Here is a 25,816-nt window from a genome sequence, read left to right on the forward strand (position 1 = left end):
ACTCCTACAAGCGATCCCTTGCCGCAATGGCGCACCAAATTTTCGGCGATTCTTCCCCAGACGGAGCATAAGACAAAATCAGTAACAGCTTCACCATTTGCATTTTTGAAGCTACGGTTGATCGCCAGGACGAATGTGGTGTTAACACGTCCTGATGAATGTTCTTTGAGCGTAAGATCTTTGGTAATGCGCCCTACTAAAGCCACTTGGTTCACTAGTTGTCCCTCCCTTCATTGGATTGACACTATCGTATGACAGAAGTAATTTTCATGCAAAATGGAAAAATTGAATTTTGAGGCCGTTTTCGGGGTCGTTTTTCAATTTTCATTCGAAGGATTTTTTGACTTTTCGCGTAGTGACGATGTTTTGAGCAATTTGCGGGAATGGCGTTTTTGAATTTTCAGGTGTTTTGCATTTTTTATGATATACTTGTGTAAATTATACCGAGGTGATTGGATTGAAAACGTTTAAGATGCTTTCGGTGGAAGTGATGCAGGATGACGGTGTCTTGCCATTTCCTCTATATGACGGGATTATTATCAATCAGGAAAACAGCCACAGACTCTGGGTGTTAGAGCTTTTTATCGATGCCAAACATAAGGATATTATGGAGAAGTGGAAGGCTGCGAATGCGGTTCTGACGGCACGTGTCGTTATTTCCTACCCAGGCAATGAACCCGCTTTATTCTTAGTTTCCGTGGAAGATTGGCGACAGATCGGTGACCGGATTTCCGTCTTAATGAAAGGGCGTTTGAAGCGCGCGCGTTCTAAGTATGCAGAGCATTTACTAGCAGAGCTGCTGGATGAAGGCTTAGAGGGCGATGAGTTGCTGGAGCGCTTTGAGACAGGTATGTGGGATCGACCGAAGTTGAAGCGTGATTTTACTCCTGATGAGAAAATGAAGATGTAAGCTATCACTTGATGTGATGGCTTTTTTTATTGTTTGGGGATGGGTTTGCTATGAGCGCGGGGACGGGGGCTATGAGCGCGAGACTAGATTTTATGAGCGCGGGGACGGGGGCTATGAGCGCGCCACCAGGTTCTATGAGCGACAAACGCATTCTAAGAGCGCGTAGAGTCGTTCTATGAGCGCTAAATACTATACACCCGCGCATGTGTTACAGGAAACAAAAACGACCCTTGCGCGAGGCGCAGGGGTCGTTTTTGACAGCTGATGAATTATCGGGTTTTACGATCTTCGTTGCGGAGAACACCATCTGGCGTTGTTTCGTTGCCGTTCATTTCTCCTTGCATAGTATTGTCGTCGCGTGCGCCACGATTATTTAAGCCATTGTCAAGGAGACCGTCACGATTGTTTTCCTCGATGATGCCTTTACCATCCATCACGCCGCCATTGTCACGCCTATTATCGTCTAAGCCATCTAGATTCGGTCCTACACGTTCGTTAGGCGTCAAGTCTCGTTCCATTTCTTGCATAGGCGTTTCGTTATTATTTGGAAGAGCGCCATTGTTTGTATTACATGCGGTTAGAACGAGTGCGGATGCGAAGACTACGGGTAATGCTTTTCTGATCATAAAAAAATTCCCTCCTTTTTTTCAAGCTGTCAATCATACAGAACCGTACGATCTTTGTTAGCTTGTGCGAAAAGGAAGGAACTATTCATATCATTATTTTAACTGGTTCGCTTTTGCTTCTAATACGTTTTGGACGTATACAGCTTCCGCTTTACAGCCATATTCATAATGGGTATTGAGCTTTTCTTGAAGTATTTCGATTTGCGCAATCTGCTCTTCTGTCGGTGGGTCATTGAGGATACGAACAAGCACTTCCTCTACCCGTTGAGCTAAGTCTTTGTGGAATTGTGATGCATTTAAGACGTCTTCAGGAATTTTATTGTACCACAGTGCTTTAGTCGTAATGTATTCCCGCCAATTCGCATAAAATTGTTCTATATTGTATTGCTCTACAGACCAACCGATTTCGTTCATATATTGTTCAAACGATTGTGAAATTGAGCGAGTAATACTACTTTTAATATTCGGAGAAAGCTTTTTAAGCATGCTCTTTGTAACCTCCCACTGTATGCCGAACACGACATTGCAATGTCTATTATATCAATTTTTAAATGTATTGCAATATAATTTTATCATTCTTGAACGGGGCCAAGCGCAAATGTGATTTCAGTTTCACAAGCAACTTCACCGGCAACGGTTGCGATTGCTTTTCCTTTACCAATGGATCCACGCCAGCGAACGATTTCCACTTCTAGACGAAGCGTGTCGCCAGGTGTAACTTGACGCTTGAAACGGCAGTTATCGATGCCTGCGAAAAATGCTAAACGACCTTTGTTTTCTTCTTGTTTCAATAAAGCGACTGCGCCAACTTGTGCCAATGCTTCGACGATGAGTACGCCTGGCATAACCGGATAGCCCGGGAAGTGACCATTGAAAAATTCTTCATTGATTGTAACATTTTTCAATCCAACTGCTCGTTTACCTTCTTCTAATTCTTCGATCCGATCGACTAATAAGAAAGGATAACGGTGTGGAATAATTTTTTGAATTTGTTGTGCGTTTAACATATAAATTGGTCTCCTTCATTCAACTATGTTTTTACTATAATTACTTACCATTCATAATATCAAATATATGTTGCCACGTTTCTTTCTGGAAAACGTCACCTGCTGAGCCGTCTCCAATGACGCTGAAACCAATGACTGCTCCTAGTGCAGCGGCCGAGGCCATGAGAACGAGTAGGATGAGCAGGCGTAACCAGATAGGAATTAGGCGAACTTGGACCCATTTCACTTCGCTGGCTGTTTTTTCAACTTTCTCTTTTCGCCAACGTCTCGTTTTTTTGCCCGCTACAACAGATTCTTGCGGTTCAGCTGTTTCAGTCGCATTCGTTCCCTCTATCGGTGAATCGCTTTCTTCGATCGGTTCATTAGTAGTGTCGGCAACTTCTTGTGAATCCGTCGCTGTAATTTCTACAGGTTCTGGTGTTTCAGGCGTATTTTCTTCAGACACTTCTTCTACCGCTACTGAGCGTTCATCCGTGTTAGAAGCTCCTATAGTAGCTGGCATCTCTTTTTCAGCCTCTACTATGGGCTCGGAAGCGTCTGGAAGTGCTTCGTTTGGCGTTGCTATTAATTTTTCTTCATTTTTACGATTTTCGTCTGTCATAGTCAGTACTCCTAGTGCACGCTTAGCGGATGCCGTTAATTAAACCAAGCATTTGATCGGCTAATGTTACGGAACGTGCATTGAATTGGTAAGCCCTTTGCGTTGCAATTAGATCCGTCATTTCTTTTTCATAATGAACGTTGGACGTTTCGAGTGCCTGGTTTTGTAAGCCGATTTCACTGCGGCCTACGCCTGTCATTTCAGTTAATAAATCATTTGCTGCAATTCCAAGTGCCGCCATATCTTCAGGTAGTCCGAAGTTTGTAGCAGACAACTGAACCATGGAGTCAGGCTTTTCTAACACTGTGATACCTAACTCAATCCTTTGAGTTCCCCCGGGGTGTGTAACTTCAAGTACGCCGTTCGGTTGGACGTGGTAATTCGTTGCATCGCCAGCAAGGACGATTGGACGACCTGCACTATCCGCCACAGGTAACCCTTCATCATTGACTAACATATTTTGACCGTTCGCTGTTGGGGAGACATAGAAATTTCCTTTACGGGAATAGATAATTTCCTCGCCCCCGTCAGTCGGCCGGATTACATTAAAATATTGTTTCGGTGCTGTCAATGCAAAGTCGAGTGGACGACCTGTCACCTGGACAGCTCCAACTTTCCAGTTCATTTGCAGACTGCCGATTCGCGCACCTACCCCTATGCGAATCCCATCTTCTGAACGACGTGGCGCTTGATCTGCTTTGTCATTGTTCATCTGCTGATAGAGCAGTTCTTGGAATTTTGCATCGGTCGCTTTATAGCCGTGAGTTGCGACATTGGATAAATTATTGCCGATTAAATCTAAACGATGCTGTAGTTGATTCATCGTGTTAACAGCTGTAGTCATCGTACGAATCATAAAAGGTAACTCCTTTCTTGACGTGCGTCTCTATATGTACTCATCAATTGACTCGCCCTACTTCATTGACCGCTTTTTCCATGCTTCGATCGTAGGCTTGAAGAACTTTCTGATTCGCTTCAAAGGCTCGGTACGCTGCCAGCATGTCTGTCATCGCACGCGCCGCATCTACGTTGGAATCTTCAAGATACCCTTGTTGCATGGAGTATCGACCACCCGCGGGAAGTGCTAGTCCGTCTGCTGTATTGAACAGACCGTTATCTCGTTTGAGAAGTGTGTCCGGTTCATCGGAGTAAGCAATGCCTAGCGTGGCAACTTGTCTGTCCCCTGAAAACACGACTCCCTCTTGTGTAATTCGAATATCGTCATTCGGAAGTTCGATACGATTACCTGCTGTGTCTAAAACAAATAAACCCGATGGATTCGTTAAAAATCCTTCAGCATTTACGTTGAAATTTCCGTTTCGCGTGTAGTATTGATCGCCATTTTCACCTGCTAGCGTAAAGAACACAGTGCCTACAATGCCGGTCTCTTCGTTAACGTCCATTGGTCCGTCAATTAATGCTATGTCTGTCTTCAATTCAGTTTCCCGTAATTGACCTTGGGCGAATTGAGGCAGTGTTTCTTGCATGTAAACACCTGTAGATAGTTCGCCTACCGGAGTAAGTCCTTTGAAGTGTAATCCTTTTTCCGTCGGCACACGCGTTGCATCTAAACGAGACATGAGCATTTCAGGAAACGCGCGAATAGATGATTGCTCTGCCTTATAGCCAGGTGTGCTGGCGTTCGCTATATTGTTAGAGAGCATCTCCGTCCTACGTTGCTGTGCGATCATGCCCGATCCTACTGTATAAAAACCACGAAACATTTCAATTCACTCCTTTTGATTCCGTACAAATATTCATTCCATAGTAGCTAAAATGAATGGATCTTTTTATTATACACTACTTTTCACTTGCATGTCAGGTCATCGTGTGCGTATCGGTGTTTTCCCCGTCGTTTCTAATAAAATGCCCGCTCCAATCGCTAAACATGTTAATGGATTTTCCGCGATAAAAACAGGAGCATTTAATTCTTTTGCAAGCAGCGTATCAATGCCCGGAAGTAATGCACCGCCACCTATCAGAATAATTCCGTGATCCATAATATCCGTAACAAGCTCAGGTGGTGTTTTTTCTAGCGCAGCTTTAGCTGTGTGCACAATTTTACGAATGGGGGTATGTAGTGCTTTATTCACTTCCTCCGCAGTGACGGTTAACGTCTTAGGAAATCCCGTCCCTAGATCGCGACCATGAATCTGCATGGAGCTAGGTTTTCCATCACTTGGAAGTGCCAGCCCAATTTCTTTCTTCACTTGTTCGGCCGTTCGTTCCCCGATATACATATGATGGTGCTTTTTAATGTGTTGGATAATTTGTCGGTCAAACTCTTTGCCTGCGGTACGGATAGATTCAAATGACACGATATCGCCCATCGAAAGCACCGTCGCATCTGTTGTACCTGCTCCAATATCGATCATCATATGGCCTAATGGTTGAGAACTATCTATACCTGCACCAATCGCCGCAACTTTCGGCTCGACTTCTATATGAATCTGCTTACCGCCTGAAAGTTCAACTACTTGTCGTATCACATTCTGTTCAACACGCGTCGTATGTGCAGGACAGCAAATTACTATTCGAAGTCTAGATAAGAGACTCTTGCCTAGCACTAGATCGAGAAAGTGGCTAAGCATAGCACGCGTCAGTTCAAAATCCGCTATGAAACCATCTTGCATAGGATACAGTACTTCTATATTTTCTGGAGTTCGTCCTATCATTTCGTATGCTTCCTGTCCGAAAGCTATGTTTTTTTTCGTATTCTTATCAATAGCGACGACTGCGGGTTCATTAACGATGATTCCTTTTCCCTTTACATATATTAGTAAATTAGCTGTACCTAAATCAATTCCAATATCTTTCGAAAACATCGTGACCCTCTCCCATCCGTCCTGTCCGTATACTCTCTCTAGCTGTTCATTCTACCATATTTCTACTTTAAATGGCATGATTCGACCGGCTTATTATCAGAGTTGTAGGATCTTGTCGACGTTTGATAAATTAGGATGCTTTGTAATTTATAATCCAAATGAACAACAAGAAAACCATCAGCTGCAAGCAACATCATTCGCTTGCAGCTGATGGTTATTTAAAGGCGGTAGTAGCCACGATTGCTTTTTGCCAACCTTTATAAAGTTCTTCGCGTGTCACTTCATCCATGTCAGGTTGGAAAGTACGATCTAAGCGCCAGTGAGTCGAGATTTCCTCACAATCTCTCCAGAAACCGACGGCAAGTCCTGCTAAATAGGCTGCGCCGAGTGCAGTTGTTTCATTGATCATAGAGCGCTCGACAGGTACGTTCAGTATGTCTGATTGGAATTGCATAATGAAATTATTCGATACAGCCCCGCCATCCACACGCAAGGTTTTCAGCGCGATTCCGGAATCGGCTTCCATGGCGTCGAGTACATCTTTCGTTTGATAGGCAAGTGATTCAAGTGTCGCCCGCACGAAATGTTCTTTCGTTGTTCCACGCGTGAGGCCGAATACTGCACCTTTCACATCACTATCCCAGTAAGGTGTACCGAGACCTACGAACGCTGGCACGACATAGACACCTTCTGTTGAATTCACACGTTTGGCATAACTTTCACTTTCAGAAGAGTTACGGAACATACGTAACCCATCACGTAGCCATTGAATGGCGGATCCAGCAACGAATATGCTTCCTTCGAGTGCGTACTCTACTTTACCATTGATACCCCAAGCAATAGTTGTGAGTAAGCCGTTATCTGAAGTGACAGCTTTTTCTCCTGTATTCATGAGCATAAAGCACCCTGTACCATAAGTATTCTTCACCATGCCACTTTCAAAACAAGCTTGGCCGAACAATGCTGCTTGTTGATCTCCGGCAATTCCTGCAATCGGTGCTTCATAGCCAAAGAAGTGGTTGGCATCGGTATGCGTATAGATTTCAGAGGACTGACAAACTTTCGGAAGCATAGAAGCCGGGATATTCAAAATGGATAGTAATTCTTCATCCCACTTTAGTTCGTGGATATTGTACATCAACGTTCTAGAAGCATTGGAATAGTCCGTGACATGTGCTTTCCCGCCGGACAACTTCCAAATAATCCACGTGTCGATTGTGCCGAATAGCAAGTCCCCATTTTCTGCCTGTTCGCGCGCGCCTTCTACATGATCCAAAATCCATTTCACTTTCGTTCCTGAAAAATACGAGTCGATGAGTAAGCCTGTTTTATTGCGGAATAGCTCATTGTAACCGTTTTCCTTTAATTCTTCGCAAATATCTGCGGTTTGCCTTGATTGCCAAACGATTGCGCGATACACCGGATCTCCTGTATGTTTATTCCAGACAACGGTCGTTTCGCGTTGGTTCGTAATGCCAATAGCTTCCACTTGTGTTGCGGTAAGGTTTTTTTCTGATAAGACCGCAGCAATGACGGATAAAATGGAACTCCAAATTTCATCTGCATTATGTTCTACCCAACCTGACTTCGGAAAATACTGCGTAAATTCCTGTTGGGCAATGTGGAAGATCTCACCTTTCGAATCAAATAAAATAGCCCGTGAACTAGTCGTTCCTTGGTCAAGTGCCAAAATATACTTTTCTGCCATTATCCATTCCTCCAGTCGGGGGTGTTGTTTACCATTATACACATTCTACCTTCATTCTGATCTTTGGGACACCTTGTACGATAGACAGAAGCTGTACAGCGTATTGCGCAATCCACTGGGAACAAGCTTCGCGGAAATACAAGGCGCACCTGAAGATAAGTACTGTTATTTTCCTCTTTATTAATTGAAATACAAAAAAGAGACTTCGAAATAACAAGTGCACGAAGGCAATTGAATTCGAGGTCTCTCAGTAACTTAGAACTAGTAACTTACGTAGTATAGTACTACACCTTTATTAGATTACAAGTATTGGAATTAGTTCGCCATGTATCGGCAGTCGTAAAGACAACTGTATGTTTGAAGTATCTATTTTGTATTTTTCTAGCTCTACACATCTGCCTTTTGCGCTCGGCTTTCATTCTTCCATTTCTGCCGGGTTGCTTCCCCTCCGCGCAAGTGGCGGATCGATTTATGATACGCGAGAATTTCAGCGACTTGTTGCGAAAGGCCAGGATCTACATTCGGCAGTCGCTCGGTCAAATCTTTGTGGACCGTGCTTTTTGAGTAGCCGGTCGCATTGGCTAACGCGCGCACTGTCAGTTTAGTTTCTATTAACAGTTTTCCTAGACGTACGCAACGCCTTCTAATTTGCTCGTGCACGCCCTCTTCCTTTCTCTTTTTCACTCCTTTTGGTGTTTTATTGTATGCGGTTACTCGGGAACATATGAAAAAGCCATTCCGGGGGCGCTGGAATGGCTTTGTGTGTGCTATGTTAGAATGCTAAGTAATCATGCGGGTTCACTGCTACGCCGTCTTGACGTACTTCAAATTGCAAGTGTACACCGGCTTCAGGATTCCAATCGTTTTGTGTTGTCGTCGCAAGCACTTGACCTTGCTGCACTTGATCGCCTTCTTTAACGAGTACGCCCGTTAACGAACCATACACAGTCGTCATACCGTCTGCGTGTTTCAGCTTAATCTCCGTGCCTTTGAATGAATCCACGACGACTTCCTCTACCGTCCCACTCATAGCCGCAACTACTTCAAACGGCTTTCCATCCATGGAAAGGGATAGACCTTCGCTTGTCACATAAGACTGTTTAAATACGAGCAAGGCCTTTTCACGGACCGTCTCATCTGCTTCGGGATCATAAAATTCTTGTAAAATAGCGACTTGCTCTACTTGATCTTCATGAATTGGATACTTCAACGTTTCTTTTATTGCATTTGTTTCTACCGTGGCATTTTCTTTAGGCTGATCGATCTTCGCGACTTCTGACGGTGCAGCATCTTCCGTTGTCAGCGCGGAGTATCCCCAAACCATACCGATGAATAGGAGCGCGACGCTCGTATAAATGGCAGGCCAGAACCAGCCGTTTTTCATTTTCTTCTTCTCCTGAGAAGGGGCCTTTGGTTTTTCTTCTCTCATGTTCATCACCTCACTTGCATTCTGAGCAAGTTAGGAGGATTTTAAACATTCCCCTTTAGGTAAATTTATTTTTTGTATTTTTGTTCCTGTATAATAATGTGTTAAGATTTGTTCAGCACCCCAGCCTTTCTGCGCAAATGCTTCAGCTCCATACTGACTCATCCCCACTCCATGGCCGTATCCGACAGTCGTCACATGGACAATTTGATTGTTCACATCATAGGCAATGTTGAAATCCGTTGAAGCTAAATGAAGCTTTTCACGAATTTGTCGTCCGCTCGTTTCATATTGACCCGTGACAATTTTTTGAACACGCCCTGTCTGATTCCTTACTAATTTAAGTTCACGAAATTGACTGGCATCCCAATTCAAGCCTAATTTTCGATTCCATTCTGTCAATGTTAATTGCTGCTGGCGTTCTACTGTCGGAGCCACGTCTTCTTCTCCAGGGCTTTCTACACTTTGTAAATACTCGACTGGATTCCCACTGAAGTTTTGAGCAGCTTCTGTTTTACCGTTAGATGTAGAGAAGAACATGGCAGATATTATTTCTTCTCCATAAACGATGATTTCCCCTTTCGTCGCTTCTGCTGCGAGTCTAATTTTTTTCTCATTGTCCTTATACGATTTGCCCCAGCGCTCTTTGCGTTCAGCTTCCGTACGATAAACTTGTGCGGATACATCCTTCGCAATCGGCTTGGCTCCTTTATCTGTATTACGCGCCGCATACGTGCGTGCAGCAATCACCTGAGCCTTCAATGCTTCTTCATGAAAGGTTGCCGGCATCTCCGCTGCAACAACACCGACTACATACTCTTCTAACGGTATTGGCTCGTCCACGCCAATGACCGTAATCATAATATCGCAATAGCTCTCCTTTCGTTGGTCTACCAGTTTTACGTCTGGTGCTTGTCTTGCAAGAATTGGAATAAAGAATAACGAGAGAATGATGAATAAAAGGAGTAGTTTTTTGTACATAGTGGACTATATGCGTTTTATTTGAATGGTATTCCTATGTGGATTTGTTGTGATTATTTATTGGGTATGATCTCGCGCTTCGGGAACTCAACCCCGTATTCCAGGAACTCAATCACGCGTTCACGGAACTCAGCCACACATACAAAAAAAACCACTAACACCGAAGTGTCCGTGGTTTTGCTATGGTTATTATACAAACTGAGATTCTGTGATTTCTTGTTCTGTCGAAACGCGTGTGATATCTGCGCCAAGAGCTTTTAGCTTCTTATCGAAGTCAACATAGCCGCGATCTAGATGAATAAGTTCAGTAACTCGTGTAACGCCTTCTGCAACGAGGCCTGCTAGTATTAGTGATGCAGCGGCACGCAAATCAGTTGCTGCGACTTCAGCACCTTGGATTTTAGAAGGTCCTGAAACAATAACAGAACGTCCTTCGATTTTCACGTCAGCATTCATACGGCGGAATTCTTCTACGTGCATGAAACGATTTTCAAATACTGTTTCAGTCAATACGCCAATTCCTGTAGCCTTCAACATCAACGCCATCATTTGTGACTGCATATCTGTCGGGAATCCTGGGTGTGGCATAGTTTTCAAGTCAACAGCTTTAAGTGGATGCTTCGCCGTCACACGGACGCCTTCATCCAATTCTGTGATGACTACACCCATTTCAGTCATTTTGGAGATCAAAGCAGTCAAGTGTTCAGGTACTGCATTCTCGATGACAATGTCTCCTTGTGTAATAGCAGCTGCAACCATGAATGTCCCAGCTTCGATACGGTCTGGTATAATGTGGTGTGTCGTCGCATAAAGTGTAGGAACACCCTCAATACGAATATTATCCGTACCTGCTCCTACTACTTTACCGCCCATTTCATTGATGAAATTCGCCAGGTCAACGATTTCCGGCTCTTTTGCAGCGTTTTCGATTATAGTTGTACCTTCTGCCAACGCAGCTGCCGTCATGATGTTTTCAGTTGCTCCAACACTTGGGAAATCCAAATAAATTTTCGCACCTTGTAATCGTCCGTCCACTTTCGCTTCAACATGTCCATGCCCAAAGGTAATCTCTGCGCCCATTGCTTCGAAACCTTTCAAATGTTGGTCGATTGGTCTTGATCCGATTGCACAGCCACCGGGTAATGCGACACGAGCAAATCCGTTACGCGCCAATAACGGACCCATTACTAAGATGGATGCGCGCATTTTACGTACAAATTCAAATTGTGCCTCATCTGCTAATCTACCCCGCGAGTCAACGATGACTTCATTTCTTTCTGGGTCATGCGTTATTTTCGCATTCAAGCTTTTCAACACTTCATTGATTGTCCGCACATCCGAAAGACTAGGAACATCACGAATGACGTTCACCCCTTCAGATGCCAATAAAGCAGCAGCCAATATTGGTAATACCGCGTTCTTCGCACCTTCTACACGTACGTTCCCTTGTAAAGTCCGTCCGCCGTTAATAATAATTTTATCCACCAGTAGCCCCTCCGAGTCCAATTTATCCTTCTACCCACAGCCTATTATCAGAAATTATCAATAAAAATTTTCAGTGTCATTTTAAATTCTTGATCATATAAATTACTTTACATGTAAAACATATACTATTGTACCTTGTAAAGCTTTACTAGACAAGTAACTTCAGGCGCAATTACGGGGTATTTCTTACGTGATTCAGTATATGTGGCGTTTCGACAAATTGTGCTTCGCACATAACACAAAATAGTAACCACATTACATTTGTTACCCTATTTTCTTGCACTGTACACTTATTTTGAAACATTTTTTAATGTGTACATAGAAAGTTCATTCACTGGCACTATACGATAAATCAATGGTTTGATTTCTTTCAGCCAGAGTTCTACTTGCCGTTGACTTTTTCATGCAGAGCTTCAGCTGAAGGAAATCAAAACCATGTAGACCATCTTCCTGACCAATAGGATATGTCTAAAAAGAATTTTGATACAGTCGAACCAATTGAAATACTTAACAAAATAAACAAAAGTTGTGTTTGAAAGACACGATTTTTTCGTATAATGGCTTCCGGAAGTATCGCTTGTAATGCATAGAAACTAATACCGATGAAAAATATATGTGAAACAATTGCGAGTAATGGATTACTGCCAAGCATGCTATCCATCAATCAGACCCCTTTCTTTATTAAAAAAAGGGCGTACAGAAACAAAGTCTGTCCGCCCTTTTTCTTACTATTTATATACGTTGCTCATACACTTGTATACGGTTGATAGCACGCTTCAAATCAAGTTCAGCTAAGCGTTGGTTAAGATCATCTAATTGGTTCTTCAGATCTTCTTCCGCTTTTTTCGCTGCTCTCTTTGCTCGAGCAATATCAATGGACTCAGCCATTTCAGCACTCTGCGCTAGCACAGTAACCACTTCGGGACGGACCTCAATGAAACCTCCGTGGACTGCGACAGTTTCTGTCTTACCATCTGTTTTAAGGCGAAGTGCACCAATTTGAAGTGGTGCTACCATAGCGATGTGACCGGGAAGAACCCCGATCTCACCAGCTTCGGTAACTGCAATCACCATGTTCGCATCCATTTCACAAACAGGGCCGTCGGGAGTGACGATATTCACTTTGATTTTACTCATTTTTTCCCCTCCTGGTCCCTTTTCTTAGACTTCTACGCCCATGCCTTTTGCTTTTTCAATAACTTCTTCGATACGTCCGACCAAGCGGAATGCATCTTCCGGCAAGTGGTCATATTTACCTTCTAAAATTTCTCCAAAGCCTTTGATCGTTTCAGCAACTGGAACGTAAGAACCTTTTTGTCCTGTAAACTGTTCAGCAACGTGGAAGTTTTGTGATAAGAAGAACTGGATACGACGCGCGCGGTCAACAACCTGCTTGTCATCTTCGTCTAACTCATCCATACCTAGAATTGCAATGATATCTTGTAATTCACGGTATCGCTGAAGAGTTGTTTGTACTTCACGAGCTACACGATAATGCTCAGCGCCAACGATTTCTGCACTCAATGCACGTGAAGAAGAAGCTAGTGGATCAACAGCTGGGTAAATACCCATCTCTGACAATTTACGCTCCAAGTTCGTTGTTGCATCTAAGTGAGCGAAAGTTGTTGCCGGAGCTGGATCCGTATAGTCATCCGCTGGTACATAGATAGCTTGGATCGATGTAACTGAGTAACTGACCCATTTCTGTAGCCAATGTCGGCTGGTAACCAACCGCTGAAGGCATACGTCCCAGTAGGGCAGAAACTTCAGAACCTGCTTGTGTAAAGCGGAAAATGTTATCGATGAACAATAGAACGTCTTGTCCTTGCTCATCACGGAAGTGCTCAGCCATAGTCAAACCAGAAAGTGCTACGCGCATACGTGCACCAGGTGGCTCGTTCATCTGACCGAATACCATTGCCGTTTTCTTGATAACGCCTGAATCTGTCATTTCAAAGAACAAGTCGTTTCCTTCACGAGTACGCTCTCCAACACCAGCGAATACGGAAATACCACCGTGTTCTTGTGCGATGTTGTTGATCAATTCTTGAATTAGAACAGTTTTACCTACACCCGCACCACCGAAGAGTCCGATTTTACCACCCTTGATGTATGGTGCAAGCAAGTCAACTACTTTAATTCCTGTTTCAAGAATTTCTACCTCTGTGGAAAGGTCTTCGAATGTTGGTGCAGAGCGGTGAATTGGATCGCGTTGTGAATCAGCCGGAACTGGTTCAGCAAGGTCAATTTCCTCACCTAGTACGTTAAATACACGTCCGAGTGTAACGTCTCCGACTGGAACAGAAATCGGTGCACCTGTATTTACTACTGGCGTACCACGTTTCAGACCATCTGTCGAGGACATCGCAATCGTACGAACTGCATCGTCACCAAGGTGAAGTGCTACTTCTAGAGTCAATACTTCGACTACTCCATTGGAACGATCGATGTTAACCTTCAATGCATTATATATCGCTGGAAGCTGACCGTTTTCAAATTTAACGTCAACAACTGGACCCATAACTTGAAGAATATGTCCATTACTCATGCTTTTCCCTCCTGTCTTACTTACCATCAAATGAATTATTCGAGTGCTGCTACGCCGGCTACGATTTCAGTAATTTCTTGAGTGATCGCTGCTTGACGCGCACGGTTAAATTGTAATGTTAACGAATCGATTAGATCAGACGCATTGTCTGTCGCTGTCTTCATCGCTGTCATACTGGAAGCATGTTCGCTCGCTTTTCCATCCAGTACTGCTCCATAAATGAGACTCTCCGTATATTGCGGGAGAAGTGTTTCGAGAATCGCTTCAGCTGAAGGCTCGAACTCATAAGATGAAGTAGCAGATACGGATGAAATATCTGTGAGTGGAAGCAATTTACGTTCAGTTGCTTCGTTGGAGATGGCGGAGATGAAGTGGTTGTAGTACAAGTACACTTCATCATAAACGCCTTCTGTGAACATGCCAACAGCCCGATTCGCGATATCTTTTACTTCTTCAAAACGAGGGTGATCTGAAAGCCCGATCAGACTTTCTTCAATCCGGTATCCCAGACGACTGAAGAATTCAAAGCCTTTTCGACCAATCGCGATAATGACCACTTCGTCTTTTGACTTGTGGCGTTGTTCGATTGCGCGGGTAACGGCACGGAAAATGTGCGCGTTGTATCCACCTACCAATCCACGGTCAGAAGTTACTACGATGTACGCAGTTTTCTTAACGGGACGTGCAGTTAGAAGCGGGTGCCCGGAATCTTTCGTAACGGATGCAATAGCACCTACTACTTCTTCTATTTTATCCATGTAAGGAACGAATTTCTTTGCGTTCACTTCAGCACGGTTCAGTTTGGAAGCAGAGACCATTTGCATCGCTCTCGTGATTTGACTCGTCTTTTTTGTTGAAGCAATACGGCTTTCTATCTCGCGTAAGGACGCCACTGGCTATTCACCACCTTTATTTTAAGTCCGATTCAAGGTTTAAGCTTCGGAAGTTACGAAGTTTTTCTTGAATTCGTTGAACGCTGCGCTCAATACATCATCAGCCGGAAGATCTTTCGTTGTACGAATGTGATCATATACTTCCGTATGGTTGGATTCTAACCAGCTAGTGATTTCACTTTCAAAACGCAATACGTCTTTTACTGGAATATCGTCAAGGTAACCGCGTGTCAGTGCATATAGACTGATTACTTGGTACTCAACTTTCAACGGCTTGTTCAAGTCCTGCTTCAAGATTTCAACTGTGCGTTGACCGCGGTCTAGTTTAGCTCTTGTTGTTGGATCTAGATCCGAACCGAATTGTGAGAATGCTTCAAGTTCACGGAATGCTGCCAAGTCCAAACGAAGTGTACCAGCAACTTTCTTCATCGCTTTAATTTGCGCTGATCCACCTACACGGGATACGGAAAGACCTGCGTTGATTGCAGGACGTACGCCTGAGAAGAATAGATCGGATTGAAGGAAGATTTGTCCATCCGTGATTGAAATTACGTTTGTTGGAATATAAGCAGAGATATCTCCAGCTTGTGTCTCAACGAACGGCAATGCTGTTATAGAACCTGCTCCTAGTGAGTCGTTCAACTTTGCAGCACGCTCAAGTAGACGGCTGTGTAAGTAGAAGACATCCCCTGGGTAAGCTTCACGACCTGGAGGACGACGAAGTAGCAAGGAAAGTTCACGGTAAGCCGCTGCTTGTTTAGATAGATCATCATAAACGATTAGCACGTGTTTGCCTTCGAACATAAATTCTTCTGCCATCGAAATACCTGTATACGGTGCTAAGAATAGCATTGGAGACGGGCTTGATGCAGATGCAGTAACAACGATTGTGTAGTCAAGAGCACCATTCTTACGTAGTGTTTCAACAACTCCACGAACAGTTGATTCTTTTTGACCAATCGCAACATAGATACAGATCATGTCTTGGTCTGCTTGGTTTAGGATCGCGTCAATCGCAACAGTTGTTTTACCTGTTTGACGGTCACCGATGATTAATTCACGTTGTCCACGACCGATTGGAACAAGAGCGTCAATCGCCTTGATACCTGTTTGTAGTGGTTCATGAACTGATTTACGTGCCATAACACCCTGTGCAGGGCTTTCGATAGGACGCGTTTTTGTTGTGTTAATTGGACCTAATCCATCAACTGGTTGTCCAAGTGAATTGACGACACGGCCGATCAATTCTTCTCCGACTGGTACTTCCATAATACGACCTGTACGACGAACTTCATCGCCTTCTTTAATGTCTGTGTATGGCCCTAGGATAACGATACCTACGTTGTTCGTTTCCAAGTTCTGTGCCAGACCCATTACGCCGGTAGAGAACTCAAGAAGTTCCCCCGCCATGACATTGTCGAGGCCATGAGCAAGTGCGATACCGTCACCTACACGGATTACAGTACCTACTTCACTTACTTCCATTTCAGACTGATAATTTTCGATCTGTGCTTTGATCAGACCGCTAATTTCCTCAGCTTTGATGCCCATGTATGTCACCCCTCTTAATTCAAATTAATTGATTAATTGACGTTCAAGACGCGCCAGCTTTGCGCTGATGCTGCTATCGATAATTTGGTTGCCAATCTGAAGGCGAATGCCTCCGAGTAGGCTTGGATCAATAATGTTTTCGATGTTCAATGATTGTTTACCGACTTTGTGTGCAAAGGCAGTAGAAATAGCATTGATTTCATCTTCACTCAGTGGACGCGTAGAGTAGACTTTCGCTTCAGCGATTCCAGAAGCTTCGTTAGCGAGTTCCTGGAAATCATTAATTAAATTGACCGTCTCTCCAATACGACCTGCATCGATCAACACATAAAGTGTATTCAATACAAGTTGATTTGCTTCACTGAAAAATTGTCCAATGAATTCTTTCTTCTGCTGTGGAGAGAATTTAGGTGAGATTAACATCTCGCCGAATTCCTTTTCTCCAGCAAATACCTTTTTCAACTCTTTAAGATCTGCTTGCACAGCAGGAGTTTGTTGCTTTTCCTGTGCGGCCTCAAACAATGCGACGGCATAGCGTTTTGCGATTACCGATTGGCTCATCGCCCTTCGCCTGCCTTCACAATCGTTTCTTCGATCAATGCGCGGTTATCTTCTTCGGAAATTTCTTTCCCAAGAACTTTAGACGCAGCCAAGATAGAAAGAGATACGAATTCTTCGCGAACTGCTGCAACTGCTTTCTCTTTTTCTGTAGCGATTTCGAGAGTTGCAGATTCTTTCATACGGTTTACTTCAGCGCGTGCAGCCGTAACTAGCTCTTCACGTTGAGTTTCACCTTGTTTCTTTGCCTGTTCAACGATAGATTGTGCGTTATCACGTGCTTCTTTCAATAGAGCACGTTGTTCTTCAAGAAGCTTTGCAGATTCTTGACGACTTTTTTCGGCTTGCTCGATCTCCGTAGCGATTAATTGCGCCCGTTGATCCATCACGCCCATTAACGGACCCCATGCGAACTTCTTTAGAAGTACCATGAGAATCGTGAAAAATACGACAGTGACGATAATGTCACCTAAATTGAGTCGTTGGTTCAAACTAGCTAAAAATCCTGCGTCAGCTTCTGCTGATAAAAGGACGAAGGTATCCAACACGATTGTTTCACTCCCTTCAAGAGCTCATGACTCTTTCGTTTCTTACGCCTAATTTAATTGGCATTCTATGTTCATTCAGATCAATCATATGTTTGTTGACATAAAGCAATGGCGAAGACTCAAACTACGTACTTCGCCATATATTGAAAAAATTATTTGTTCATTACGATAAACGCGATAACAGTTGCGATGATTGGAAGTGCCTCAACCAATGCAACCCCGATGAACATTGTTGTTTGTAGAACGCCACGTGCTTCTGGTTGACGAGCGATCCCTTCAACTGTCTTAGAAACGATCAAACCGTTACCGATACCTGCACCAAGTGCACCTAGACCAACTGCAATAGCTGCTGCTAATAAACCCATACCCATTGTGTATTTCCTCCTAATATTTTTTATAGTTTTGGTTCCCTATTAACTAGGGTAATTATATGTTTAGTGGTCTGTGCTGACTTTGTGAGCCATATAGACCATCGTTAACATAACAAAGATAAACGCTTGGATCGCCCCGATGAAGCCAAGCAAGTGCTGGAATTACAGCTCCGGCTAAACCGAAGATACTGGAAGCACCAAGTGCTGCAAGCAAACCGATTAAGATTTCACCTGCGAAAATGTTACCGTAAAGACGAAGACCGAGTGTCAACGTATTTGCAAATTCCTCAATGATTTTCAATGGAGCTAAGAATGGAATTGGTTGGAAGTACGATTTGAAATACCCACCAATACCGAGCTGTTTGATACCATAGAAGTGTGTTAACGCAACAACTGTAGCAGCGAGGGTTAACGTGATAACTGGATCCGCTGTTGGAGATTTCCACCAAAGCTGATGATCCCAAACGATTGCGAATGGTAATCCGAGCATATTCGCCACGAAGACAAACATGATTAAGGTAATACCGAGTACGTGGAAGCGGCCGCCCGTTTTCCAGTCCATGTTATTTTTAATGATTCCTTTGACGAAGTCCATTACCCACTCCATGAAGTTTTGCATGCCCGTAGGTTTCATTTGAAGCCGTCGAGTGGACGCAACTGCAATCAAGAAGACGACTAGACACGTCACAAACAACATTAAAATATTCGAAGGGTTAAACCCGATGCCGAATAAATCAAAGTGTGGATTTTCATGATTCACGTTTTTGTTCACCTCCCCTTGCTAGTAAAGTGTCAATGCTTTAAATGGAACAGTAGATGACCAGTAAACAACAGTAGATAAGGTATCATTAACCCGATTACCGTGCTGATCAGATCAAACTCTTCCGGCATAGCAAGTGCAATAGCTGTTGCCGCTACACCCGATGCAAAACGCAAGCCCATCCCTAATGACTTCGCACGTTTTTCCTCCGTAATGGCCTGGTCAAACCGTTCCATACGTCGTACTAAAATCCAAAAATTATACATTCCGAAAAGTGAACCTAAGATGAGGCCAGCGAAGATTGTCCGGTAGTCCAATAAAAACCATCCGAGTCCAAACAATGCGAGCAAAAAATAGAAACTCTTCTTTTGCCGACTGAAAATTTCTGCCATACTTTGCATTGTTTGTGATTCTCCTATTTCGTATTTGGATTCCAGCGTCGTGGTGAAGTGTTCAGTAGATTTCTCGATGTTTGTCGAAAAAACAGAGACTTGATCGTTTCCATCATGTTTCAACAAAATAGATCCCTTGCATAGGAATCTGGAAATTGTAAGTGAAGCGCCTTGTTGTTCACCAGGTAGCGTTGCTTAGCGGTGCGCTGATAAAGTGGTGAGCAGACGTTCATGGAGTGAAGATTAGAAACCTAGAAAACATCATTTCTGTTATATAGATATGTATCAGTTCCTAATCAATCTTACCCTTTGCTAGCATACAATAGAGGTTTTTTTATGTCAATTGATTCTAGTGATTAAATTCACAATGTGTTCTCTTTGTCAAAGGTTCGACATATTTGTTTCCACTGAATTTCCACTATGTTTTTTTCAGGTTTTGTTCTTTAAAAACAAATGATAAAAATACAGAATATTGAACTAAAAAAAACAGCAGAAGATGATTACATCCTTTGCTGTTTCTCCAGATTAAAGGGAATTTAAGTATTTTAACAATGATTCGACGATGCGTTCAGAAGCGTGACCGTCGCCGTATGGATTGTGGGCTTTGGACATTTTTTCATATTCTACCTCATCCGATAGTAAGGTATCGGTTAGGTTGAAGATCGTTTCTTCTTCAGTCCCTGCTAAACGCAATGTACCCGCTTCGATTCCTTCAGGACGTTCGGTCGTGTCACGCAGGACAATGACTGGTTTACCAAGAGAAGGCGCTTCTTCTTGGATACCGCCTGAGTCTGTAAGAATGATGTGCGAACGTGCAGCGAAGTTGTGGAAATCGAGTACTTCGAGTGGTTCGATTAAGTGCACGCGGTCGTTGTCACCTAGCAATTCATCCGCCACTTCACGTACAGCTGGATTCATATGCAACGGATAAATAACTTGAATATCGTCGTACTTATCGAGCAGTCGGTTGATCGCACGGAACATATTGCGCATCGGTTCACCCAGATTTTCGCGGCGGTGTGCTGTTAACAAGATCAAGCGGTCGTCCCCTAGTTGATCAAACATTGGATGATGGTATTCTGGGTCTACTGTTGTCTTCAACGCATCGATTGCTGTATTTCCTGTGATGAAGATACGTTCTGCGTTCTTGCCTTCATTCATTAGGTTTTGCGCTGACTTTTCCGTTGGTGAAAAATGAAGATCCGCGATAACACCTGTCAACTGACGGTTCATCTCTTCAGGGTACGGTGAGTATTTATTCCACGTACGTAATCCTGCTTCGACATGCCCGACAGCGATTTGATTATAGAATGCCGCTAAACTACCAATGAAAGTAGTTGCTGTATCGCCATGGACAAGCACGATGTCCGGTTGCGATTCTTTCATGATTTTATCCAAGCCTTCGAGTCCGCGTGTTGCTACGTCGATCAATGTTTGGCGGTCTTTCATAATATTCAAATCAAAATCCGGTTTAATTTTAAACGTTTCCAGCACCTGATCAAGCATTTCGCGGTGCTGGGCAGTGACTGTGACGATTGACTCGATTTCATTCGGATGCTTTTCGAGTTCAAGAACGAGCGGCGCCATTTTTATAGCTTCCGGTCTAGTACCGAAAATCGTCATCACTTTCCATTTCTTAGCCAATGAATGATCCCTCCATTATTTCGTGCCGAATAAACGGTCACCTGCGTCACCTAGTCCAGGCACGATATAGCCGTGTTCATCCAGTTTTTCGTCTAGTGCTGCGATATATACGTCCACGTCCGGGTGTGCTTCTGTCAGAACTTTAACGCCTTCAGGAGCAGCGACTAGGCACATAAATTTGATGTTGACTGCCCCACGCTTTTTCATTGAATTGATCGCTTCGACTGCTGTCCCGCCTGTCGCAAGCATCGGATCCACTACGATGAAGTCACGCTCTGACACGTCTGAAGGTAACTTCACAAAATATTCAACGGGTTTTAGAGTTTCTGGGTCGCGAAATAATCCAACATGTCCCACTTTTGCCGCTGGGATTAAATCGATTATACCGTCTACCATGCCGATTCCTGCGCGCAAGATCGGAACAATCCCTAATTTTTTCCCTGCCAAAATACGAGATTTAGCTTCGCAGACCGGTGTTTGGATTGTAATTTCCTGCGTTGGAAGATCGCGTGTGATCTCGAAAGCCATAAGTGTCGCAAGTTCGTTCACTAGCTCGCGAAATTCTTTCGTTCCTGTATCGGCCTTTCGTATAAACGTCAGTTTGTGTTGAATTAATGGATGATCAAATACATGTACTTTTCCCATTGGTATCGCTCCTTTTCGGAATATCTTGTACATTATAACAGATATCACACGATAATCATCCCTGTAGCGTATATACAAAAAAATTGAATAGAAGTGACTGCTAGTTATGAATGTTTAGTGAGTTATTCGGGATTTCCGCTACAGAAGGGGACGCTTTCCGGAGGGCGTGGCTCGAGCCGCTTCCTTCGCTTCGCTACGTCCAGGGTCTCAAGGCGCACGCTGATCCTCTCGGAGTCGCCCCTTCTTTCGCTTCAATCCTACTCTAAGACTACAAGTAATTTGAGACTTCATTGTAGTTTGTGAGTGACTTAGTATCTGTTCTTTACTTATTTGAATTCAAGTGCAAACACTAAGTCAACAGCTGATGACCCTACTCGCTATCTTTTGAAGAATACAATAGTGAAGCGTAGTGCAAGGCGGCGTGGATCAGCCCGACAGGTGAGACAGCCAGGGAAGCGCAGCGAAAGCCGTCACGAAGAACGGCTTTTGCGAGTAAAAGCAAAGCGTTAGGAGCACAGTTGCCTAAATTTCTGCAAAGACCGCAGAAATACGGCAAAGCGAACCCTTCGCTGTTCGCTTGGCTCACCGCGGGCCCTCCGGAACGCGTCCGTCTGGAACGCAGCGAAACGGTATCCTATCCCCTTCCCAGTAACTTAGTCTATTAAAAATAGCACCTGACAAGTTTGTCAGGTGCTACGTTTTTATGCGTATAGAGGATGTTGATCTGTAAGAGCTGTAACTGCTTTGCGTGCTTCTGCTTTTGCTGTTTCGTCTTCGTGGTTTTTCAACAGCTCAGCGATGATACGGCCAACTTCTACCATATCCTTTTCTTTGAATCCACGTGTTGTAACAGCAGGTGTACCGATACGGATTCCAGAAGTTACGAATGGTCCTTCTGCGTCAAATGGTACTGTGTTTTTGTTTACAGTGATTCCGATTTCATCTAGAACATACTCAGCTACTTTGCCTGTTAAGTTTAGTGATTTCAGTTTTACTAATACGATATGGTTGTCAGTTCCGCCAGAAACAACGTCGATTCCTTCTTCTTTAAGTTTCGCAGCTAATGCATTAGCATTTTTCTTCACTTGTTGCGCATATTCTTTGAATTCCGGTTGCAATGCTTCTTTGAATGCTACTGCTTTTGCAGCAATTACGTGCATCAATGGTCCACCTTGCACTCCCGGGAATACTGTTTTGTCGATTTTACGGCCAAACTCTTCAGCAGTTTCTTCATTTAATAGAATCAAGCCGCCACGTGGTCCGCGCAACGTCTTATGAGTTGTAGATGTAATGAAGTGTGCATGAGGTACTGGGCTTGGGTGCTCACCTGCCGCAACTAAGCCTGCGATGTGTGCCATATCTACCATTAAGTATGCTCCTACTTCATCCGCAATTTCACGGAATTTCGCGAAGTCGATTTCACGTGGGTATGCACTTGCGCCCGCTACGATCATTTTCGGCTTGTGCTCTAAAGCTTTTTGACGAACATCTTCGTAGTCGATTACTTCTTCTTCTTTAGATACACCGTACTCTACAAAGTTGTATAGAATTCCAGAGAAGTTTACTGGTGATCCGTGTGTTAAATGACCACCGTGGGATAAGTTCATACCAAGAACTGTATCACCTGGCTCAAGTGCTGTGAAATAAACTGCCATGTTTGCTTGTGCGCCTGAGTGCGGTTGGACGTTTGCATATGCTGCACCAAATAATTCTTTTACGCGATCGCGTGCTAGATCCTCAACTACGTCAACGTGCTCACAACCACCGTAGTAACGACGGCCCGGATAACCTTCAGCATATTTATTTGTTAAGTATGATCCTTGCGCTTGCATTACTGCTTCTGTAACAAAGTTTTCTGATGCGATTAGTTCGATGTTTGAGTTTTGACGACCTTTTTCTGCCATAATCGCTTCGAAAACAGCTGAATCATCGCGCTTTACGTTACTTAAGTCCATTAGATAATATCCCCTTTTTTTCTGTTAATATTTATGTTTTATTGTATTGTACACATATTATTCGTAGTGCGCACGACTTCCGCCAATCAATTTTGGGCGTGTCGTTGCAAGTGTGATGATTGCTTCTCCAACCTGTTTAATAGATGTCCGTATAGGTACTACGACAGGCTTCATTTGCATGCCGATTAATGTTTGACCTATATCAATTCCAGCACTTGCCTGAACCGTCTCAACTACGACTGGATCTTCAAATTGTTTATAGGCGCACGTAGACATCGAGCCGCCCGCTTTAAAAACCGGCACAACGGACACAGGCTCCAATTGAAACTGCTGAGCTGTCTTTCGCTCTAACGTTACCGCGCGATTAATATGCTCGCAGCCTTGAAACGCCAAGTGGATGTGATGTTTATCTGCAAACGCCCGAAGTGGTTCGAATAAAGCTTCACCGATTTCAAGTGCACCATTCGTTCCGATACGCGCACCCGCTACTTCAGAAGTGGAGCAGCCAACGATAAAAATCGTTTCTGCAACAGGTGGTGCTTGTTCCGCAAATTCGGTCAACGCTTGTTCAAGTTGCAGTTTCCATAATGCTATAGCGTCCACTTGTTCACCCTACTTTCTTTATTGCTTTTCTAAATCCATCATTTTATCAATACGGCGCTCGTGACGGCCACCTTCGAATTCAGTTGCTAACCATGTGCTGATGATTTCACGTGCAAGTCCTGCGCCAATGACGCGTTCACCCATTGCGATGATGTTGGAGTCATTGTGCTCACGTGTTGCTTTTGCACTGAATACGTCATGTACTAATGCACAGCGGATTCCTTTTACTTTGTTGGCAGCAATCGACATGCCGATGCCCGTCCCACAAATTAAAATGCCGCGGTCTACTTTTCCTGCTGCGACATCGTTAGCTACTGGAAGAGCGTAGTCTGGATAGTCGACAGAGGCGTCGGAGTCCGGGCCATAGTCCACATACTCTATGTCCAGTTCTTTCAATAGATTGGTGATTTCTTTACGGAGATTATTACCTCCGTGGTCTGAAGAAATTGCAACTTTCACTGCGCGCCCTCATTTCTATTTTTACTTATCGCCTATTCTACCACCATTCGTTCAAAAAATCATCGGTTTTACTGCTTTGTTTTCGACATTTTGATTTTTAAAGTATGTATATTTGTCACAAAGACGAATGTTCACTTGATTACAATCATTTATTGTCCGTCTTTCTAATTAGTTTTTGTTTGGGTTGGATCGTTGCTCGACTTATTTTACGGTACTGGGGTTCGTAAAGGTCAGCTTTCTATTACCGCTTCGGCACGTGGGGGATTGCCTCCCACCATGAGCCAACAAGCGAAGGGCGCGCTAGTTGTCTCATGGCTTCGGCCGACCCCGCAGTTGTGCCTACGCTAGTATGTACAGTGTAGTTTTAGTAGGCTTGGGTACAAAAGTAAAACATTTTGTGTTGGATCGTAGCACGACTTTTTTAGGGTACTGAAGTTTGTGAAGGTCGGCTTTCTATCACCACTTCGGCACGTGGGGGATTGCCTCCCGCCATGAGCCAACAAGCGAAAGGCGCGCTAGTTGTCTCATGGCTTCGGCCGACCCCGCAGTTGTGCCTTCGCTAATGAGTACAGTGAAGATTTGTAAGCTTTGGTACAGGGTGAACCCATTTTGTGTTGGATCGTGGCTCGACTTATTTTCGATACTGAAGTTAGTAAAGGTCGACTTTCTATCACCGCTTCGGCACGTGGGGGATTGCCTCCCACAAAGAGCCGGCTAGCGGAAGTTCACGCTAGTCGTCTCTTTGCTTCGGCTGACCCCGCAGTTGTGCCTTCGCTGGTATGCACAGTGTAGTTTTAGTGGGCTTTGGCACTTACCGAATTAAACCTTTCAACTTCAATGTACTATGCTGCTTACTTCCCCTCACCAAACAAAGGAGCCTTACAAGCGGTAGGCGGAGCAATAAGACAGATAGGTGCTCTTCCTATCTGGCTTATTGTGGGAGCCATCCGCCAGCGCCGAAGTGAGTACAGTGATGAATTTCTTCTCAACATACAGAAGCATTTTGAAGTGTCTTGAACTAACTGAATCTCTTACTAACTTCAACGTACTATGCCACTTATTTATCTTCACAAAACGAAGGCGCCTTACAAGCGGCAGGCGGAGCGATGAGACAGAGAGGCGCACTTCCTTTCTGGCTCATTGCGGGAGCCATCCGCCAGCGCCGAAGTGGGGCCAGTGACGAATTACAATTCTACATATAGGAGCGTATTGATGTGTCTGGGACTTACTACTAGTTAGTAATGTGTCGTCGCTCGACTTTTTTATGTTACTGAAGTTAGTAAAGGTCGACTTTCTATCACCGCTTCGGCACGTGGGGGA

At 44.0% G+C, this 25,816-nt stretch carries 28 protein-coding genes and 2 pseudogenes; 1 reads left to right on the forward strand and 29 read right to left on the reverse strand.

What is annotated here, in order from left to right; genetic code table 11:
• On the reverse strand, positions 1-215 hold a 215-nt coding region (locus tag ORD22_RS08320), incomplete at its 3' end, for a single-stranded DNA-binding protein (RefSeq protein ID WP_317645502.1).
• Positions 216-457: 242 nt separating this feature from the next.
• On the opposite strand from ORD22_RS08320, the gene ORD22_RS08325 reads away from it, so the two are divergent.
• Positions 458-910, forward strand: a complete 453-nt coding sequence (locus ORD22_RS08325) for a YwpF family protein (protein ID WP_317645475.1) — start codon at positions 458-460, stop codon at positions 908-910.
• 4 nt (positions 911-914) lie between these two features.
• Here the strand turns inward: ORD22_RS08325 and ORD22_RS08330 are convergent, their stop codons facing one another.
• The 28 genes and pseudogenes from ORD22_RS08330 to rpiB form a co-directional block, all read right to left on the reverse strand.
• Complete coding sequence (locus ORD22_RS08330; protein WP_317645476.1) at positions 915-1,055, reverse strand: hypothetical protein; 141 nt, start codon at positions 1,053-1,055, stop codon at positions 915-917.
• 124 nt (positions 1,056-1,179) lie between these two features.
• Positions 1,180-1,536, reverse strand: coding sequence for a hypothetical protein (locus tag ORD22_RS08335; protein WP_317645478.1), 357 nt, complete (start codon positions 1,534-1,536; stop codon positions 1,180-1,182).
• A gap of 93 nt (positions 1,537-1,629) precedes the next feature.
• Positions 1,630-2,022, reverse strand: coding sequence for a hypothetical protein (locus ORD22_RS08340; protein WP_317645479.1), 393 nt, complete (start codon positions 2,020-2,022; stop codon positions 1,630-1,632).
• 86 nt (positions 2,023-2,108) lie between these two features.
• Entirely contained in the window at positions 2,109-2,543 is a 435-nt protein-coding gene (gene fabZ / locus ORD22_RS08345; protein ID WP_317645480.1) for a 3-hydroxyacyl-ACP dehydratase FabZ, read from the reverse strand.
• A 40-nt stretch (positions 2,544-2,583) separates the two neighbouring features.
• The gene (locus ORD22_RS08350) at positions 2,584-3,144 is read right to left on the reverse strand and encodes a DNA-directed RNA polymerase subunit beta (protein WP_317645482.1); all 561 of its coding nucleotides are present in this window, start codon (positions 3,142-3,144) and stop codon (positions 2,584-2,586) included.
• 22 nt (positions 3,145-3,166) lie between these two features.
• Positions 3,167-4,000: a flagellar hook-basal body protein gene (locus tag ORD22_RS08355; RefSeq protein ID WP_317645483.1), complete on the reverse strand. Its 834-nt coding sequence runs from the start codon at positions 3,998-4,000 to the stop codon at positions 3,167-3,169.
• A gap of 43 nt (positions 4,001-4,043) precedes the next feature.
• Complete coding sequence (locus tag ORD22_RS08360) at positions 4,044-4,868, reverse strand: flagellar hook-basal body protein (RefSeq protein ID WP_317645484.1); 825 nt, start codon at positions 4,866-4,868, stop codon at positions 4,044-4,046.
• 99 nt (positions 4,869-4,967) lie between these two features.
• A complete protein-coding gene (gene mreB / locus ORD22_RS08365; RefSeq protein WP_317645485.1) occupies positions 4,968-5,969 on the reverse strand; it encodes a rod shape-determining protein in 1,002 nt (333 codons plus the stop codon).
• Positions 5,970-6,183: 214 nt separating this feature from the next.
• The gene (glpK, locus tag ORD22_RS08370; protein ID WP_317645486.1) at positions 6,184-7,677 is read right to left on the reverse strand and encodes a glycerol kinase GlpK; all 1,494 of its coding nucleotides are present in this window, start codon (positions 7,675-7,677) and stop codon (positions 6,184-6,186) included.
• Positions 7,678-8,064: 387 nt separating this feature from the next.
• Positions 8,065-8,337, reverse strand: a complete 273-nt coding sequence (locus ORD22_RS08375) for a sporulation transcriptional regulator SpoIIID (protein WP_317645503.1) — start codon at positions 8,335-8,337, stop codon at positions 8,065-8,067.
• A gap of 112 nt (positions 8,338-8,449) precedes the next feature.
• A complete protein-coding gene (locus tag ORD22_RS08380) occupies positions 8,450-9,106 on the reverse strand; it encodes a peptidoglycan DD-metalloendopeptidase family protein (RefSeq protein WP_317645487.1) in 657 nt (218 codons plus the stop codon).
• Positions 9,107-9,136: 30 nt separating this feature from the next.
• Positions 9,137-10,084, reverse strand: a complete 948-nt coding sequence (gene spoIID, locus ORD22_RS08385; RefSeq protein ID WP_317645489.1) for a stage II sporulation protein D — start codon at positions 10,082-10,084, stop codon at positions 9,137-9,139.
• A gap of 189 nt (positions 10,085-10,273) precedes the next feature.
• Positions 10,274-11,569, reverse strand: a complete 1,296-nt coding sequence (murA, locus tag ORD22_RS08390; RefSeq protein WP_317645490.1) for a UDP-N-acetylglucosamine 1-carboxyvinyltransferase — start codon at positions 11,567-11,569, stop codon at positions 10,274-10,276.
• Between the two features lie 427 nt (positions 11,570-11,996).
• Entirely contained in the window at positions 11,997-12,230 is a 234-nt protein-coding gene (locus tag ORD22_RS08395) for a DUF1146 family protein (protein ID WP_317645492.1), read from the reverse strand.
• 71 nt (positions 12,231-12,301) lie between these two features.
• On the reverse strand, positions 12,302-12,706 hold the full coding sequence (locus ORD22_RS08400) for a F0F1 ATP synthase subunit epsilon (RefSeq protein ID WP_317645493.1): 405 nt from the start codon (positions 12,704-12,706) through the stop codon (positions 12,302-12,304).
• A gap of 24 nt (positions 12,707-12,730) precedes the next feature.
• Positions 12,731-14,117 (reverse strand): annotated as a pseudogene (atpD, locus tag ORD22_RS08405) (F0F1 ATP synthase subunit beta).
• Between the two features lie 35 nt (positions 14,118-14,152).
• Positions 14,153-15,010: an ATP synthase F1 subunit gamma gene (gene atpG, locus ORD22_RS08410; protein WP_317645494.1), complete on the reverse strand. Its 858-nt coding sequence runs from the start codon at positions 15,008-15,010 to the stop codon at positions 14,153-14,155.
• Between the two features lie 39 nt (positions 15,011-15,049).
• Positions 15,050-16,561 (reverse strand): F0F1 ATP synthase subunit alpha, encoded by a 1,512-nt coding sequence (gene atpA, locus ORD22_RS08415; protein ID WP_317645495.1) that lies wholly within the window; start codon positions 16,559-16,561, stop codon positions 15,050-15,052.
• Positions 16,562-16,585: 24 nt separating this feature from the next.
• Entirely contained in the window at positions 16,586-17,122 is a 537-nt protein-coding gene (locus tag ORD22_RS08420) for a F0F1 ATP synthase subunit delta (protein ID WP_317645496.1), read from the reverse strand.
• Positions 17,119-17,670 carry a F0F1 ATP synthase subunit B gene (gene atpF, locus ORD22_RS08425; RefSeq protein WP_369824941.1) on the reverse strand — a complete coding sequence of 184 codons (552 nt, stop codon included), beginning with the start codon at positions 17,668-17,670 and terminating at the stop codon, positions 17,119-17,121. Before atpF ends, ORD22_RS08420 begins: the two co-directional genes overlap by 4 nt.
• Positions 17,671-17,819: 149 nt before the next feature.
• The gene (atpE, locus tag ORD22_RS08430; RefSeq protein WP_029053447.1) at positions 17,820-18,032 is read right to left on the reverse strand and encodes a F0F1 ATP synthase subunit C; all 213 of its coding nucleotides are present in this window, start codon (positions 18,030-18,032) and stop codon (positions 17,820-17,822) included.
• 69 nt (positions 18,033-18,101) lie between these two features.
• Positions 18,102-18,735: pseudogene (atpB, locus tag ORD22_RS08435) on the reverse strand (F0F1 ATP synthase subunit A).
• A 95-nt stretch (positions 18,736-18,830) separates the two neighbouring features.
• Entirely contained in the window at positions 18,831-19,199 is a 369-nt protein-coding gene (locus ORD22_RS08440; protein ID WP_317645504.1) for an ATP synthase subunit I, read from the reverse strand.
• Positions 19,200-19,715: 516 nt separating this feature from the next.
• Positions 19,716-20,813 carry a non-hydrolyzing UDP-N-acetylglucosamine 2-epimerase gene (gene wecB, locus ORD22_RS08445; protein ID WP_411567637.1) on the reverse strand — a complete coding sequence of 366 codons (1,098 nt, stop codon included), beginning with the start codon at positions 20,811-20,813 and terminating at the stop codon, positions 19,716-19,718.
• Positions 20,814-20,849: 36 nt separating this feature from the next.
• On the reverse strand, positions 20,850-21,479 hold the full coding sequence (gene upp, locus ORD22_RS08450) for a uracil phosphoribosyltransferase (RefSeq protein ID WP_317645498.1): 630 nt from the start codon (positions 21,477-21,479) through the stop codon (positions 20,850-20,852).
• A 701-nt stretch (positions 21,480-22,180) separates the two neighbouring features.
• A complete protein-coding gene (gene glyA / locus ORD22_RS08455) occupies positions 22,181-23,434 on the reverse strand; it encodes a serine hydroxymethyltransferase (RefSeq protein WP_317645499.1) in 1,254 nt (417 codons plus the stop codon).
• 57 nt (positions 23,435-23,491) lie between these two features.
• Positions 23,492-24,037: a TIGR01440 family protein gene (locus ORD22_RS08460; RefSeq protein ID WP_317645500.1), complete on the reverse strand. Its 546-nt coding sequence runs from the start codon at positions 24,035-24,037 to the stop codon at positions 23,492-23,494.
• Between the two features lie 18 nt (positions 24,038-24,055).
• Positions 24,056-24,496, reverse strand: coding sequence for a ribose 5-phosphate isomerase B (gene rpiB, locus ORD22_RS08465; RefSeq protein WP_317645501.1), 441 nt, complete (start codon positions 24,494-24,496; stop codon positions 24,056-24,058).
• Positions 24,497-25,816 lie beyond the last annotated feature (1,320 nt).

The sequence above is a fragment of the Sporosarcina sp. GW1-11 genome (genome assembly GCF_033088395.1).
Classification (GTDB): domain Bacteria; phylum Bacillota; class Bacilli; order Bacillales_A; family Planococcaceae; genus Sporosarcina.

Coding starts and splice junctions, on each gene's coding strand:
- glyA (WP_317645499.1), bottom strand. CDS start 23,434: ATGGACTTAAGTAACGTAAAGCGCGATGATTCAGCTGTTTTCGAAGCG.
- mreB (WP_317645485.1), bottom strand. CDS start 5,969: ATGTTTTCGAAAGATATTGGAATTGATTTAGGTACAGCTAATTTACTA.
- ORD22_RS08340 (WP_317645479.1), bottom strand. CDS start 2,022: ATGCTTAAAAAGCTTTCTCCGAATATTAAAAGTAGTATTACTCGCTCA.
- ORD22_RS08380 (WP_317645487.1), bottom strand. CDS start 9,106: ATGAGAGAAGAAAAACCAAAGGCCCCTTCTCAGGAGAAGAAGAAAATG.
- atpA (WP_317645495.1), bottom strand. CDS start 16,561: ATGGGCATCAAAGCTGAGGAAATTAGCGGTCTGATCAAAGCACAGATC.
- ORD22_RS08335 (WP_317645478.1), bottom strand. CDS start 1,536: ATGATCAGAAAAGCATTACCCGTAGTCTTCGCATCCGCACTCGTTCTA.
- ORD22_RS08395 (WP_317645492.1), bottom strand. CDS start 12,230: ATGGATAGCATGCTTGGCAGTAATCCATTACTCGCAATTGTTTCACAT.
- ORD22_RS08440 (WP_317645504.1), bottom strand. CDS start 19,199: ATGCAAAGTATGGCAGAAATTTTCAGTCGGCAAAAGAAGAGTTTCTAT.
- ORD22_RS08420 (WP_317645496.1), bottom strand. CDS start 17,122: ATGAGCCAATCGGTAATCGCAAAACGCTATGCCGTCGCATTGTTTGAG.
- wecB (WP_411567637.1), bottom strand. CDS start 20,813: ATGACGATTTTCGGTACTAGACCGGAAGCTATAAAAATGGCGCCGCTC.
- fabZ (WP_317645480.1), bottom strand. CDS start 2,543: ATGTTAAACGCACAACAAATTCAAAAAATTATTCCACACCGTTATCCT.
- upp (WP_317645498.1), bottom strand. CDS start 21,479: ATGGGAAAAGTACATGTATTTGATCATCCATTAATTCAACACAAACTG.
- spoIID (WP_317645489.1), bottom strand. CDS start 10,084: ATGTACAAAAAACTACTCCTTTTATTCATCATTCTCTCGTTATTCTTT.
- ORD22_RS08400 (WP_317645493.1), bottom strand. CDS start 12,706: ATGAGTAAAATCAAAGTGAATATCGTCACTCCCGACGGCCCTGTTTGT.
- ORD22_RS08355 (WP_317645483.1), bottom strand. CDS start 4,000: ATGATTCGTACGATGACTACAGCTGTTAACACGATGAATCAACTACAG.
- ORD22_RS08360 (WP_317645484.1), bottom strand. CDS start 4,868: ATGTTTCGTGGTTTTTATACAGTAGGATCGGGCATGATCGCACAGCAA.
- ORD22_RS08350 (WP_317645482.1), bottom strand. CDS start 3,144: ATGACAGACGAAAATCGTAAAAATGAAGAAAAATTAATAGCAACGCCA.
- atpE (WP_029053447.1), bottom strand. CDS start 18,032: ATGGGTTTATTAGCAGCAGCTATTGCAGTTGGTCTAGGTGCACTTGGT.
- glpK (WP_317645486.1), bottom strand. CDS start 7,677: ATGGCAGAAAAGTATATTTTGGCACTTGACCAAGGAACGACTAGTTCA.